9 protein-coding genes, 1 pseudogene and 1 riboswitch are annotated in these 13,734 nt (G+C 69.3%); of the genes and pseudogenes, 2 read left to right on the top strand and 8 right to left on the bottom strand.

Annotated elements, in window-relative coordinates; genetic code table 11:
* Positions 1 to 26: 26 nt before the first annotated feature.
* A pseudogene (locus tag LQ771_RS11945) lies at positions 27 to 1,543 on the top strand (tryptophan halogenase family protein).
* 198 nt (positions 1,544 to 1,741) lie between these two features.
* Here the strand turns inward: LQ771_RS11945 and LQ771_RS11940 are convergent.
* The 8 genes from LQ771_RS11940 to LQ771_RS11905 form a co-directional block, all read right to left on the bottom strand.
* Positions 1,742 to 2,758 carry a diguanylate cyclase domain-containing protein gene (locus tag LQ771_RS11940; RefSeq protein WP_231349636.1) on the bottom strand — a complete coding sequence of 339 codons (1,017 nt, stop codon included), beginning with the start codon at positions 2,756 to 2,758 and terminating at the stop codon, positions 1,742 to 1,744.
* A complete protein-coding gene (locus LQ771_RS11935; RefSeq protein ID WP_231349635.1) occupies positions 2,755 to 3,327 on the bottom strand; it encodes a chemotaxis protein CheB in 573 nt (190 codons plus the stop codon). The genes LQ771_RS11940 and LQ771_RS11935 overlap by 4 nt, the downstream gene beginning before the upstream one ends.
* The gene (locus tag LQ771_RS11930; RefSeq protein WP_231349634.1) at positions 3,314 to 4,168 is read right to left on the bottom strand and encodes a CheR family methyltransferase; all 855 of its coding nucleotides are present in this window, start codon (positions 4,166 to 4,168) and stop codon (positions 3,314 to 3,316) included. The genes LQ771_RS11935 and LQ771_RS11930 overlap by 14 nt, the downstream gene beginning before the upstream one ends.
* A 10-nt stretch (positions 4,169 to 4,178) precedes the next feature.
* Positions 4,179 to 7,823, bottom strand: coding sequence for a response regulator (locus tag LQ771_RS11925; protein WP_231349633.1), 3,645 nt, complete (start codon positions 7,821 to 7,823; stop codon positions 4,179 to 4,181).
* Between the two features lie 80 nt (positions 7,824 to 7,903).
* Entirely contained in the window at positions 7,904 to 8,839 is a 936-nt protein-coding gene (locus LQ771_RS11920) for a CPBP family intramembrane glutamic endopeptidase (protein WP_231349632.1), read from the bottom strand.
* A 154-nt stretch (positions 8,840 to 8,993) separates the two neighbouring features.
* Positions 8,994 to 10,595: a peptide chain release factor 3 gene (locus LQ771_RS11915; RefSeq protein WP_231349631.1), complete on the bottom strand. Its 1,602-nt coding sequence runs from the start codon at positions 10,593 to 10,595 to the stop codon at positions 8,994 to 8,996.
* A gap of 179 nt (positions 10,596 to 10,774) precedes the next feature.
* Positions 10,775 to 11,428 (bottom strand): M24 family metallopeptidase, encoded by a 654-nt coding sequence (locus LQ771_RS11910; protein WP_231349630.1) that lies wholly within the window; start codon positions 11,426 to 11,428, stop codon positions 10,775 to 10,777.
* A complete protein-coding gene (locus LQ771_RS11905; RefSeq protein ID WP_231349629.1) occupies positions 11,425 to 12,144 on the bottom strand; it encodes a 2OG-Fe dioxygenase family protein in 720 nt (239 codons plus the stop codon). The genes LQ771_RS11910 and LQ771_RS11905 overlap by 4 nt, the downstream gene beginning before the upstream one ends.
* Positions 12,145 to 12,504: 360 nt before the next feature.
* Positions 12,505 to 12,621, top strand: a riboswitch (SAM riboswitch).
* Between the two features lie 80 nt (positions 12,622 to 12,701).
* Between LQ771_RS11905 and metX the strand changes: the two genes are divergently transcribed.
* On the top strand, positions 12,702 to 13,715 hold the full coding sequence (metX, locus tag LQ771_RS11900) for a homoserine O-succinyltransferase MetX (RefSeq protein ID WP_231349628.1): 1,014 nt from the start codon (positions 12,702 to 12,704) through the stop codon (positions 13,713 to 13,715).
* Positions 13,716 to 13,734: the final 19 nt, after the last annotated feature.

The following is a 13,734-nucleotide window of genomic DNA, read 5'->3' as shown; positions in this document are numbered from 1 at the left end:
TGTGCATCTCACTCCGGGTACTCGCATTGGACGACAACCGCATCCGCAACATCGTCGTCGTGGGCGGCGGCAGTGCCGGCTGGACCGCCGCGGTGGCGCTGGCCACCTACCTGGGCAAGGGCGCCCGCATCCGGCTGGTGGAATCGGAAGAGATCGGCATCGTCGGCGTGGGCGAATCCACCGTCCCGTACATGAAGACCTTCAACGCCCAGGTGCTGGGCATCCGCGAGGCGGATTTCGTCGCGCGGACGCAAGGCACCTTCAAGCTCGGCATCCAGTTCAACGACTGGGGGCGCATCGGCGACAGTTACGTGCACGGCTTCGGCACGATCGGCCGGTCGCTGGGGCCGCTGCCGTTCCACCAGTACTGGCTGAAGCTGTTCCTCGCCGGGCGCGCGCCCGGGATCGGGGCTTTTTCGCTGCCCACGGTCGCGGCAACACTGGACCGGTTCACCGCCGGCATGGCCGATGCGCCGCCGGGTTCGCCGCTGGCCGACGTCGCCTACGGCTACAGTTCGATGCCGGGCTGTATGCGCGGTACCTGCGCGAGCTGGCGGAGCGCCGGGGCGTGCAACGGGTCGAGGGGCGGATCGTCGACGTCGTCCAGCGCGGGGACGACGGCTTCGTCGACGCCGTGGTGCTCCAGGGCGGCGAGCGCATCGAGGGCGAACTGTTCATCGATTGCTCGGGCTTCCGCGGTCTGCTGATCGAAAAGACCCTGAAGGCCGGTTACGAAGACTGGAGCCGATGGCTGCCCTGCGACCGCGCGATGGTCGTGGCCTGCGCGAGTGCCGGGGCGCTGACCCCGTACACGCGCGTGACCGCGCGGGCGGCGGGCTGGCAGTGGCGCATCCCGCTGCAGCAGCCCACCGGCAATGGCTACGTGTACTCCAGCCGCCACCTCAGCGATGACGAGGCCGCCGCGACCCTGCTCGCTACGCTGGATGGCGAGGCGCTGGGCGAGCCGCGCCCGCTGCGTTTCACTCCCGGCAGGCGCAAGAAGTTCTGGGACAGGAACGTCGTTGCGGTGGGCCTGGCCGGTGGCTTCATGGAACCGCTCGAATCGACCGCCATCTACCTGGCGCAATCGGCCATCCAGCGCCTGCTCGGGCTGTTTCCGACGCGCGAGTTCGACCCGATGCTGGCCGACCGCTTCAACCGCGAGTCCGCCTTCGAGCACGAACGCGTGCGCGACTTCCTGGCGCTGCACTATCACGCGACCGAGCGCGACGACACGCCGTTCTGGGATCACTGCCGCACGATGGCCATCCCCGAGCCGCTGCGCGACACGATCGACTTGTTCCGGGCCGACGGCCGCTATTTCCGCAACGGCGAGGACTTCTTCGCGTTGCCGAGCTGGGTGCAGGTGATGCTCGGCCAGCGCGTCGTGCCGCGCGGCTACCATCCCATCGTCGACGAAGTGCCCGAGGCCGACCTGGTCGCCTTCGTCGAGCGCACGCGCCGGACGATCGCCTCGTGCGCCGAGGCCATGCCGTCGCACCAGGATTACATCGACGAACATTGCAAGGCAGCCCTGGAGTGACGGGCGGGGGCCGTCATGAAAAGGACCACCGAAAAAACCGGTTGCTCTCCCGCCCGTCTTCGGCGTTTCCATGCAGGAGCGCACCTTGTGCGCGACCGCCACGCCGGGTTATCCCGGATGGGAGCTTGCCGGTCGCGCACAGGTGCACTCCTGCAGGGTCAGGGGAGCGGAGCCCAGGGTGCGCCGATTCGGGGCCGCCTATGACCGCGTAGTGGTTTCGTCCGCCAGCACGCAGCAGTTCCTGCCGCCGTCCTTGGCCCGGTACAGGGCACGGTCGGCGGCCTGGATCAGTGCCTCGTCGCTGGCCGCCTGCGCGTTCCACGGCGCCACCCCGATACTCGCGCTGACATGGGCGACGAAGGCCCCCTGCGGCGATACCAGCGGATAGGGCTCGGCCAGGCGGGCGCCCAGTTCCTCGCAGCGGCGCAGCAGCACCCGCGCCTCCTCCATTTCGGCCACGATCAGCGCGAACTCGTCGCCGCCCAGTCGCGCGACCGTGTCGCCCACGCGAAGGTTGAGCTTCAGCCGCGCGGCGATCGCCTGCAACAGCGCGTCGCCGGCGGGATGGCCGTGGCGGTCGTTGATCGCCTTGAAACCGTCGATGTCCAGCAGCACCAGCGCAAAGCCCGGGCCACCCTCGATCGCATGGCCAAGCGCAGCGCCGAGGCGGTCATGGAACAGCACGCGGTTGGGCAGGCCGGTCAGCATGTCGTGGGTGGCCTGGTGGCGCACCTGCGCCTCGACGCGCTCACGCTCGGCGATTTCCTGCCGCAGCTGGTGGTTGCGCTCGGACAGCTCCTCCAGCGTGAGCTCCAGCGTCACGCGCGCGGCGTAGAGCTCCAGGAACACGCGCACCTTCGATTGCAGGATGACATCGTTGATCGGCTTGGCGATGTAGTCGACCGCGCCGCAACGGTAGCCCTTCAGCCGGTTCAGGTCGTCCGCGTAGGCGGCCGTCACGAAGATGATCGGCGTCTCATGCAACTGGTCGGCCTCGGTCAGCAGCGAAGCGACCTCGAAGCCGTCCATGTCCGGCATGTTGACGTCCAGCAGGATCAGCGCGAACTCGTGGTCCAGGCACAGTGCCAGTGCCTCGTTGCCGCTGCCGGCTTCATAGAGCTCCGCGCCGGCGTGCGCCAGCAGGCGCCGCATCGCCACCAGGTTGGCGGGTGTGTCATCGACCACCAGGATCTTCGGTCGCGTCGTGTCGTTCATTCGCGGTGGACCAGTTCGTTGAGCAGCGGCGCGATCCGCGCCAGGGGCAGGCAGTGGTCGGCGCCGGCCTGGTCGAGCGCGGCTTGCGGCATCGCCGGCGCGAGCGCCTCGGCCGGGTCCTGCACGATGGCCAGGCCGCCGGCGTGGCGGATGCGCGCCAGGCCCTGCGCGCCATCGGGGCTGGCGCCGGTCAGCATCACGCCGGCCAGGCGTTCGCCGTAGGCCTCCGCGGCGCTCTCGAACAGTACGTCGATCGAGGGCCGCGAGTAGTGCACCGGAGCGTCCACCGAATAGGCGAAGCAACGGTCGCGCTCGATCAGCAGATGGTACCCGGGCGGTGCCAGGTGGATGATTCCTGCCTGCACCGGCCAACGCTCGCGCGCCTCCCGCACCGGCAACCGTGCGTGCCGAGCCAGCAGCGGCACGAGCAGATCGGTACCCGATTCGCCGCTGTGGCTGCACACGACCACCGGCAGCGGGAGCGGCGGCGCGAGCGCGCGCAGCACGGTCTTGAGCGCGCCCGGCCCACCCGCCGAACAGCCGATCACGATCGCCTCAAGCCTTGCCATCGGGCGAACAGAATACATTGCGCCGATAGATGCGCAGGTCCGCTTCGACCGCCGTGAAGTCGGCGGCGCTGGGCGCGAACTCCAGGCTCTCGCGCAATCCCAGGCACAGGACGCCGCCACGCACCAGGCTGTCGCTGAACAGCGCCAGCACCCGGTCCTGCAGGGGGTTGGCGAAATAGATGAGCACGTTGCGGCAGAGCACCAGCTGCGCCTCGCAGAACACCTTGTCGGTGACCAGGTTGTGGTTGGCGAAGCTGACGTTGCGGCGCAGGCGCTGGTCGAGCTTGATGAACTCGTAGCGCGCGCTGTAGTAGTCGGCCAGCGAGTGGCATCCCCCGGCCGCCAGGTAGTTGCGCGACCAGGCCTGCGCGGCGCGGGCCGGGTAGATGCCTTCCCGGGCGCGCCTGAGCGCGGCGGGGTTGAAGTCGGTGGCGTAGATCTGGCAGCGCTCGTACAGCCCTTCCTCCTCCAGCAGGATGGCGAGCGAGTACACCTCCTGCCCGCTGGCGCAACCGGCCTGCCAGATGTTGATGCGCGGCCAGGAGGCCAGCAGCGGCAGCACCTGCTCGCGCAAGGCGCGGAACACCGGCGGGTCGCGGAACATGTCCGAGACCGGCACGGACAGCCCTTCGATCACGTCGAACACGAACTCCGGCTCGTGCAGCAGGCGGCCGGTCAGTGCGCTGATCGTGCCGGTGCCGTGGGTCTGCACCAACTGGCGCACGCGTCGGCGCAGGGAGGCCGGCGCGTAAAGGCCGAAGTCGTAGCCGTGGCGCTGGCGCAGGGCGCGCACGAACAGTTCCAGTTCGATGTCCTCCAGCGCGGGATCGGTCAGTTCCATCGCCGGGCGCTCAATGCGGCAGCCACACGCGCAGGAGCGAGGCGAGCTTGCCGATGTCCACCGGCTTGGAGAGGTAGTCGCTGGCGCCGGCTTCCAGGCATTTCTCGCGGTCGCCGCGCATCGCCTTGGCGGTAAGCGCGATGATCGGAAGCCCGGTGAACCCGGTCTGCGCGCGGATCGCGCGCATCGTCTCGTAGCCATCCATGCCTGGCATCATGATGTCCATCAGCACCAGCTCGGTGGACGGGTAGTCCTCCAGCGCTTCGAGCGCCTTGTGGCCGTCCTGCGCCATGGTCACCGCCAGCCCCCAGCCGCGCATGACCTTCGACAGCGCGAACAGGTTGCGCATGTCGTCGTCCACCAGCAGCACGCGCCGGCCCTTCAGTTCATTGCCCGGCGGCGGCTGCTCGGCGGCGCGGCGAGGGGCGTGCCGGATCGAGTGCAGGAACAGGCTGACCTCGTCCAGCAGCCGCTCGGGCGAACGGGCGCCCTTGACCACGATGGCGTCGGTGTACTGGCGCAGCTTCAGGTTTTCCTCGTGGCTGAGGTTGCGGCCGGAATAGATCACCACCGGCGGCACGCCGGCGGGCGTGGCGGCCAGCTGCTCGAGCAGGTCCATGCCGGACATGCCGGGCAGGCCGAGATCCAGCACGATGCAGTCGTACGTCGTCTCGCCGGTCATGCGCAGCGCGGCCTCCGCCGAATCGGCCTCGTCGATCTCCACGTCCCCGCGGCGCAACATCGTGCGTACGGCGGTACGCGAGGCGGCGTCGTCGTCCACCACGAGCAGGCGGCGCGTGTTGCCTTCGGCGAAGTGCAGCAGGCGCTCGAGCGCCGCATTGATCGTCTCGCGGCTGACCGGCTTGGTGAGGAAGCCCACGGCGCCCAGCTCGCGTCCACGGCCGGCCTCGTCGGTGGCGGAAATGAAATGCACCGGGATGTGACGCGTGGCCTCGTCGCCCTTGAGCCGCGCCATCAGCGTCCAGCCGTCCATGCCGGGCAACATCACGTCCAGCAACACGCCGGTCGGGCGGTGTTCGCGCGCAAGCGCCAGGCCGCTCTCGCCATCGGCGGCGGCCAGCACGCGGTGGCCATTGCGCCGGATCATGTCGGCCAGGATGCGGGCGAAGGCCGGGTCGTCCTCGACCAGCAGGATCACCGTGTCGCCGGCCGCCAACCGGGCGCGGTCGTCCTCGATCGCTTCCGGCAGCAGGGCGCTGGAGTGGGCACGCGGCGCCGGTGCGGGAGTGTGGAGGGAGGTCATCGTGGCGGGCGGAGTGGCCATCGCCGGTGCGTTTTCCGGCAGCAGCACGGTGAACGTGCTGCCTTCGCCCGGGGTGCTGCGCAGCACGATGTCGCCGCCCAGCAGCGCTGCGATGCGCTTGCAGATCGCCAGGCCCAGGCCGGTGCCGCCGTACTGTCGGCTGGTGCCGGCGTCGACCTGTTCGAACGCCTGGAAGATGCGATCGAACTTCTCCGGCGCAATGCCGATGCCGGTGTCGCTTACCTCGATGGCCACCAGCGGCTGGCCAAGCAGGTGCGGCGGGATGCGGACGTCCGCGGCGGGACGGCCAATGCGCGCCTGCACGCCGCCACGGGCCGTGAACTTGAACGCGTTGCCGAGCAGGTTGTTGGCGACCTGTTCCAGCCGCGCGCTGTCGGTGTGCAGCGCCGGCGGCATTCCTTCGTCTACCCGCACTTCGAAAGCCAGGCCCTTTTCCTGCGCCACGTGCGCGAAGGTGCGCTTGAGCGCGCGCGCGAACACCGCCAGCGGCAATTCGTCGATCACCAGCTCCATCTTGCCCGCTTCGATCTTGGACAGGTCCAGGATGTCGTTGATCAACCGCAGCAGGTTGGCGCCGGCGTCGTGGATGATCCGCGCCGACTCGACCTGTTCCTCGTCAAGGTTGCCGCCATCGTTGTCGGCCAGGCTGCGCGAGAGAATCAGCAGGCTGTTGAGCGGCGTGCGCAGCTCGTGCGACATGTTGGCCAGGAAGTCCGACTTGTACTGGCTGGCGCGCTCCAGCTCCAGCGCCTTCTGCGCGGTGTCGCGCTGCAACGCCTCGAGCGTCTGCTTCTGCTGCTTGAGGATGTCGCCCTTCTCGCGCAGCTCCTCGTTGGACGCCTGCAGTTCCTCGGTCTGCACGCGCAGTTCCTCTTCGGACACGGTCAGGCGCTGGGACTGCTCCTCCAGCTGGCGCGTCTTGGTCTGCAAGGCGGCGTTGGCGTCGCGCAGGCCCTGTTGCTGCTGGCGCAGCACCTCCTCGGAGTGGCGCAGGTGGTCGGCCTGCTCGCTCGTCTGCTCGAGCAGGCTCTGGGTGGCGATGGCGCGGTTGAGGTTTTCCTGGGTCAGGCCGACGATCGGCAGCAACTCGTCCAGGAACTGGTGGCACAGCGGCGCGATGGGCGCAAAGCTGGCCAGTTCGAGTACGCCGACCAGGCGCTCGCGGAAGAGCACCGGCAGGATCAGCACGTGGGCGGGCGACGCCTCGCCGGCGCCGGAGTGGATGCGCAGGTAGCGCTCGGGCACCTCGTCCAGCGCGATCGGCTTGCGCTCGATCACGCACTGGCCGACCAGGCCCTCGCCGGGCACGTAGGCCTCGGCCGGGTTCCACGACTGGCGCAGGCCGTAGCTGCCGAGCAGGTCGAGCCGTTCGCTGGCCGCGTCGTAGCCGTAGTAGAGCGCCACGCCGGCCTTCACCAGGGGCGCCACCTCGCTGGTCAGCGTCGCGCCGAACGCATGATGGGTCGCCGCTTCCTGCAGGCGCTGGACCAGCCGCGAGACTTCGGTCTTGAGCCAGGTCTGTTCACTGGAGGCGATTGCCATCCGTTTGAATACTTCCAGCGCCCGCGCGATCTGCCCGATCTCGTCGCGTCGGCCCTGCCGGGTGACGACGATCGAATGGTCGTGCTCCGCCAGGCGCGACATCAGCGCGGTCATCTGAAGCAGCGGCCGGGTCACCATGCGCCGCGTCAGCTGCACCACGTAGGCGCCGTAGAGCAGCGAAAGCACGGCGGCCAGGGCATTGAAGATCCGCATCAGCCACAGCGTGTGCTCCAGCCGGGCGCTGCGCTCGCTCAGCAGGGCCTCTTCGGTGCCGCCCATCTGGTTCAGTACGGCCATGACGTCCGCTACCGTCACCGTGCGATGCGTCGCCAACGTCCGTTGCAGGCGCTCGCGCGCGGCAGCGTCGGTATGGCCGCGGCTGACCGGCGTGATGACGTAGTTGACGATCTCGCGCTGCCAGCGCGCAGCCAGCGTTTCGATACGATCCAGTCGCGCCTGCTGCACCGGGTTGTCGGTGGTGAGCGTACGCAGGGTTCCCAGTCCGGTCGCCAGCGAGCGGCCGCCTTGCTCGAAGGCGGCCAACTCCTCGTTGCTCTGCCCCAGCATGTAGCCGCGTGCCCCCAGCTGCGCGGTGAGGATCGCCTGTTTGGCCACGCCGATCTGCATCAGCACGCGGTAGGTGTGTTCGGTCCAGTGGCGGTTGCGGGTCTGCTCCTGCAGCGAGTACAGCGTCGCCAGGTTGGCAAGCAGGAACACCACCAGCAGCGGCCCGATCACCAGCAACATCTTGCGCTGGGCAGGCAGGTGCGCCAGCCAGGAATAACGGGACGGATCGCGTTGGGGTGCTTCGGGTGTCGCTGCCGGCATGCGTGTGTCGTCGTGGTTGCGGTGGCCGTGGGGGACTTTGCCGCCACGGCCTCGCAATGCCCGCCGGCGACGGGACCAGATTAGCTGCCCGGGGTGGGCAAGGGTAGGGAAGCGGCCGTCGGTTCGACGCGCTGGCGGCGCCAGTTCGGCGGCACGATCAACCCGCGCCGCAGGGCCACCGTGAGCAACATGGCCGATACCAGCGAACACAGCATCAGTGCGATCACCGAAGCCTCGGCGCCGAACACGCCGCCGCTGAGCCAGTCCGGCCCGCTACGGGTGGAGACCAGCCAGCCGTCCGCCATGGCGCCGGAGACGGGGATGCCGTAGACCGTGCCCTGGACGAAGTTCCAGGCCGCATGCAGGCCCATGCAGATCCACAGCGAGCGGGTCACCAGGTAGATCAGGCCGAACAGGATGCCCGCCTCGATGGCGATCGCCAGGCCGGCCCACAGGGTGGCGCCCGGATTGTTCAGGTGCACCGCGCCGAAGAACAGCGCGGAGATGAGCAGGGCAGCCCAACTGCCCAGCCCCTCCTCGACGGTGCGGTAGAGCACGCCGCGGAACATGATTTCCTCGCCGATGCCGGCGCCCAGGCCCACCGTCAATGCGGCGAGCAACCAGTGTGCGTCGGGGTTGGTGCCGACGATGTGGTAGCTGCCGAGCAGCCACAAGGCACCGACGACGGCGCTGAACAGCAGCACCCCCGCGGCCAGGCCGAGCGCACCGTCGGGCAGGAGGCGGTGCGGCGCCAGCTCGCGCACCGGTCGGCGCTCGACCAGCTTGACCAGCACCAGGTAGGCCAGCAACGGGATCACGGCGCGGAAGCCGACCTCGCGCAGGCCCTTGGCGATCGGGCTGTCGGTCGGCCCGTGCGGCAGCAATCCGAACAGCATGCTGGCAGCCACCAGCAGCGCGATGAACAGCACCAGCCGGGCTGCCGGCGAGAACACCAGCCAGCGTTGCCAGCGCGGGGCGTCGGTGGGCGTGACGAAGGCGAGACGGTAGCGGTGCATGTAATTCCCCCTGGGTGGAAAGTGCACGCTAGCAGCGAGCGCGGCTTCGTCCCAGTGGGGGAGGTCATGCGGGGATTTCCCGCAGGAGCGCACCTGTGCGCGACCGCCATGCCTCCCGGTCGCGCACAGGTGCGCTCCTGCAGCGGAAAGCCGGCTACATCTCGAGCGACGCCGCGTGCTCGCGCGTGGCCGAGAAGCGCACCTTGGGCCAGCGCTCCTGCGCCAGTTGCAGGTTGACCCGCGAGGGCGCCAGGTAGACCAGCTCGCCGGCCGCGTCTATCCCCAGGTTCATCGCGTTCTTCTCGCGGAACTCCTCCAGCATCTTCGGATCGTCGCAATGCACCCAGCGCGCGGTCGCCACGCCGACCGGGTCGAACGAGGCATCCACGCCGTATTCGTCCTTCAGCCGGTAGGCGACCACGTCGAACTGCAGCACGCCCACCGCGCCCAGCACCAGGTCGTTGCTCATCAGCGGCCGGAAGAACTGGGTGGCGCCTTCCTCGGACAGCTGCGCCAGGCCCTTCTGCAAGGCCTTCATCTTGAGCGGATCGCGCAGGCGCGCGCGGCGGAACAGTTCCGGCGCGAAGTTGGGGATGCCGGTGAACGATACCGGCTCGCCCTCGGTGAACGTGTCGCCGATGGAGATCGTGCCGTGGTTGTGCAGCCCGATCACGTCGCCGGGATAGGCGCTTTCGACGATCTCGCGGTCGCTCGCCATGAAGGTCAGCGCGTTGGCAATGCGCACCTCCTTGCCGGTGCGCGTCTGCAGCATCTTCATGCCGGCGGTGTAGGTGCCCGAGCACACGCGCATGAACGCCACGCGGTCGCGATGCGCAGGGTCCATGTTGGCCTGGATCTTGAACACGAAACCGGTGAGCTTCTCTTCCTCGGGCGCCACTTCGCGGCCCAGCGTGCCGCGCGGGCGCGGGCCGGGCGCGTGCTCGACGAAGAAGTCCAGCAGCAGCTGCACGCCGAAGTTGTTGACCGCCGAGCCGAAGAACACCGGGGTGAGCTTGCCGGCCAGGTAATCCTCCAGCACGAACGGGTTGGAGGCGCCCTGCACCAGTTCCAGCTCGTCGCGCAGCTCGGCCAGCATCCCTGCGCCGACGGCTTCTTCCAGGCCCGGCGCGTCCAGGCCCTTGAAGATGGTCGAGTCCTGCCGGGTGAAGTTCTTGCCCGGCTCGTAGATGTGCACCTCGTCCAGCAGCAGGTGGTAGACCCCCTTCAGGCGCTTGCCCATGCCGATCGGCCAGGTCACCGGCGTGCAGGCGATGCCCAGCACCGACTCGACCTCGTCCAGCAGTTCGATCGGCGAGCGGCCCTCGCGGTCGAGCTTGTTGATGAAGGTCATGATCGGCGTGTCGCGCAGGCGGCACACCTCCATCAGCTTGATCGTGCGCTCCTCCACGCCCTTGGCGCAGTCGATCACCATCAGCGCCGAGTCCACCGCGGTCAGCACGCGGTAGGTGTCCTCGGAGAAGTCCGCGTGGCCCGGGGTGTCGAGCAGGTTGACGATCTTGCCCTCGTAGGGGAACTGCATCACCGAGGAGGTGACCGAGATGCCGCGTTCCTTCTCCAGCGCCATCCAGTCGGAGGTCGCGTGGCGCGCGGCCTTGCGACCCTTGACCGAACCGGCCATCTGGATCGCGCCGCCGAACAGCAGCAGCTTTTCGGTCAGCGTGGTCTTGCCCGCGTCAGGGTGGCTGACGATGGCGAAGGTGCGGCGGCGGCGGGTTTCGGACAGGTGCGTGGACATGCGGGCGGGCTCGATGGCGAACCGCCGATTGTACCGCGCCTGTGGCTCCCTCTCCCCGCCACGGAGAGGGCCGGGGTGAGGGGCGGGTCATGCGACGAAGTGACGACCGTGGCGAAGGGTCCAGGCAGCTTCCCGCGAGTCACGGCCCCTTACCCAACGGGCTCCCGGCGGGGAGCGGCTCAAGCGGTCAGCAGATCCTCGTAGAACGCGCCGTACGGCTCGGTCGGGTGTGCGATCTGGATCTCCAGCACCCATAGCCCCGGCGACGGCGCGGCCTCCAGCGTGCCGAGGTCGCCGCCCTTGTGCACCGAATGCGGGTAGTCACCCAGGCGATGGCCCTTGATCGCGTGGTTGAAACGCCAGCCCATCGCCTGCGCGCGTTCGATCGCGAAGTCGTACAGCGCCCGGCCGCTCAGGCCGTCGTCGCGCCAGCTGCGGGCGACATCATAGAACAGGGTGCGTGCGGCCTCGGCGCACGCCTGGTGCCGTGGCGCATTGCCGATGGCGAAGGTGTCGCCGACGTCGCCCTCGTGGCCGTCGAACACCAGTCCCAGGTCGATGAAGTAGATGTCGTTCCCGGACAACCGCACTTCGGGGTTGGAGCGCTGGCGGTAGGTCCTGGTGGTGTTGGCGCCGATGCGGATGATCGGCGGGTGCCACAGGCGCTGGACCCCATGCTGCGCAAATACCTCGGCCGCCATGGCCCTCGCCTCGTCCTCGCCGATGCCCGGCCGCATCCGCTGGCGGATGGCGTGCAGCACTGCCCAGCTGCGCTCGCGGGCCCGCTGCATCAGCGCGGGGTCGTAGCGACGGCCCACCGCTTCACGGTTCACGTGCCACCCCGTGCGGCGTGGCGGAAGGTCGCCACCAGCACGTCGCGGTGCGCCGGCTGCGAGGGATCGACCGGGGTAACGGCGGTGACGCCGTGGAACACCCGCGCATCGTCCACCAGCGCCGCATCGAACGGATGGGTGAGGGTGAAGCTGCCGAGCAGGTGGCCGTCGGCGGCATGGATGGTGGTGGTGCCGCTTTCGATGTTGGTACGGTCGATGAGCAGGACCATCACGTAATCCACGCCGTCGCGATGCACGCCCTCGGGCGTGGGCTCGCCGGCCTCGCCGGCGCGCGCCTCGATGCGGAACTGATGCACCTCCACCTGCCAGCGGGCCACCTGCGGCGCGAGTGCGCCGAAGAATCCGTGGCAGAAGCCGAGGACGCGGCGGAGACTGGGGCCGTCGGCGGTGATGGGCTCGAACCAGCGCTCGATGTCGCCCTGCAGCACGTTGTAGGTCTTGCTCTGGTAATGCGGCTGGTGCGCTTCGCGATGGACGCCCTGCGCATCGGCCGAGAACATCGCGTGGCGGCGCCGGCGGTGGCGCCCGGTCGAAGCCAGGTAGGCGTCCGGGGCGAGGTCGTTCCAGCTGGCGGTGAAGGCCGCCCAGTCGGGAAGGTGGCGCGGCTCGAGCAGTTCCCGCATGGAGCCGGCGGGCACGAAGGCGAAGCCGTCCTGGCGGAGCTGGTCGTGCAGCGCGGGGAGTGCGGCGGTCATGGGGCAGGGTGGGCGGAGAGGGGGCATCAGGATACGCCTGATCCCACCCCCCTTCCCTCGGTCCTCGGCACGCCGTGGTCCGGACGCCTCCCTCAGCCATCAGCACGCCGCGACCTGAAGCCCTCTCCCCGCCGGGGAGAGGGTTGGGTGAGGGGCCGGGGCTCGCGGGACGGCTGGTCCGTGCAGTGGGGATGTTTGAGCTCGCCCGCTTGGAGCCGGGCTACCGCTAGAGCGGCCCCTCACCCCAGCCCTCTCCCCGGAGGGGAGGGGAGCCATGGTCCGGCCATGGACAAGGACGTTGGACATCCAGACGTCTAAACGTCCATTGACATGCATGTGCTTCAGGCCCACACTGCGCTCCACTCATCGAGACCGGCGGAGGGATAGGCCCTTTGATGCCGGGGCAACCTGCGGGAAGCGTTCCCGCGACGGTGCCAATTCCTGCGGGGCGCGCTGGTCGCCACCGAGAGATGGGCGTGATTCGTCGCTGACGCCAGAGCGTCGGCGACGGGTGGCGACCTTTCCGGTTCCCGCGGGCGATGCCCACGGAGACCCGCATGACCGCCCAGCCGCTGCCCCTGCCCGTATCGTCCGTCGCCGTTCCGCCGCGGGTGGGCGCCCGCATGGTCGGCCTCACCGTCCAGCGCGGCACGCGGCGGCTGGCGCTTTCCCCGAAGTACGGCAACGACAGGCGCGAGGTGGACGTGCGCTACCTCTGGTGCGGTGCGGCCGATGCACCGACCGTGATCGTGCAGGGCGGCATCTCCGCCGGCCGGGACGTGACCACGTTCGAGGGTGCGGCCGGGTGGTGGCAGGCACTGGTCGGCGCCGGCGCCGCCGTCGACCTTGACGGTCACCGCATGCTTTCGATCGACTGGCTGGCACCGGGCGAGCTGGGTGTCGAAGCGATCTCCAGCGAAGACCAGGCGGATGCGCTGGCTGCGCTGCTGGAGGCGCTGGGCATCCATCGCGTACACGCCTTCGTCGGCGCTTCCTATGGCGCGATGGTGGCGCTGGCTTTTGCAGCGGGCCATCCGCGCGTCCTGGACCGTCTGGTCGTGCTGGCTGGGGCGCATCGTCCGCATCCACTGGCCTCGGCCCAGCGCAGCGTGCAGCGCGGCATCGTGCGGCTGGGCGTGGCGGGCGGGCGAACCGGCGAGGCCCTCGGCCTGGCACGCCAGCTCGCCGTCACCACCTATCGCGGCCGCGAGGAGTTCGGCCGCCGCTTCGCCGGCGCGCCCGAGTTCCGCGATGGCCGCTTCCGCCTGCCGGTGGAGGACTACCTGGAACACCAGGGCCGCCGCTTCGTCGAGCGTTTCGACGCCGACCGCTTCCTTGCCCTGTCCGAATCGATCGACCTGCACGACGTCACGCCCGAGCGCATCCCCACGCCCGCCACGCTGGTCGGCTTCGCCTCCGACCTGCTGGTGCCGCTGGCCGACCTGTGCGAGCTGCAACGGCGGCTGCACGGCCCCGCCACGCTGGAAGTCCTCGAGTCGCCCTACGGGCACGACGGCTTCCTCAAGGAAACCCGCCAGCTCGCGCCGCTGCTGCGCGCCGCGCTGGCCTGAAGAACCCCACGGAGCATAC

Source organism: Frateuria soli, from assembly GCF_021117385.1.
Taxonomy (GTDB): domain Bacteria; phylum Pseudomonadota; class Gammaproteobacteria; order Xanthomonadales; family Rhodanobacteraceae; genus Frateuria_A; species Frateuria_A soli.
Note: the sequence above shows the minus strand (reverse complement) of the source record. Positions and strands in the feature narration are given on the sequence as shown.

Excerpts from the sequence above, each read along its gene's own strand:
- LQ771_RS11905 (WP_231349629.1), bottom strand. The coding sequence starts at position 12,144 with ATGACCGCCGCACTCCCCGCGCTGCACGACCAGCTCCGCCAGGACGGC.
- LQ771_RS11935 (WP_231349635.1), bottom strand. The coding sequence starts at position 3,327 with ATGGCAAGGCTTGAGGCGATCGTGATCGGCTGTTCGGCGGGTGGGCCG.
- LQ771_RS11925 (WP_231349633.1), bottom strand. The coding sequence starts at position 7,823 with ATGCCGGCAGCGACACCCGAAGCACCCCAACGCGATCCGTCCCGTTAT.
- LQ771_RS11920 (WP_231349632.1), bottom strand. The coding sequence starts at position 8,839 with ATGCACCGCTACCGTCTCGCCTTCGTCACGCCCACCGACGCCCCGCGC.
- LQ771_RS11930 (WP_231349634.1), bottom strand. The coding sequence starts at position 4,168 with ATGGAACTGACCGATCCCGCGCTGGAGGACATCGAACTGGAACTGTTC.
- LQ771_RS11940 (WP_231349636.1), bottom strand. The coding sequence starts at position 2,758 with ATGAACGACACGACGCGACCGAAGATCCTGGTGGTCGATGACACACCC.
- LQ771_RS11915 (WP_231349631.1), bottom strand. The coding sequence starts at position 10,595 with ATGTCCACGCACCTGTCCGAAACCCGCCGCCGCCGCACCTTCGCCATC.
- metX (WP_231349628.1), top strand. The coding sequence starts at position 12,702 with ATGACCGCCCAGCCGCTGCCCCTGCCCGTATCGTCCGTCGCCGTTCCG.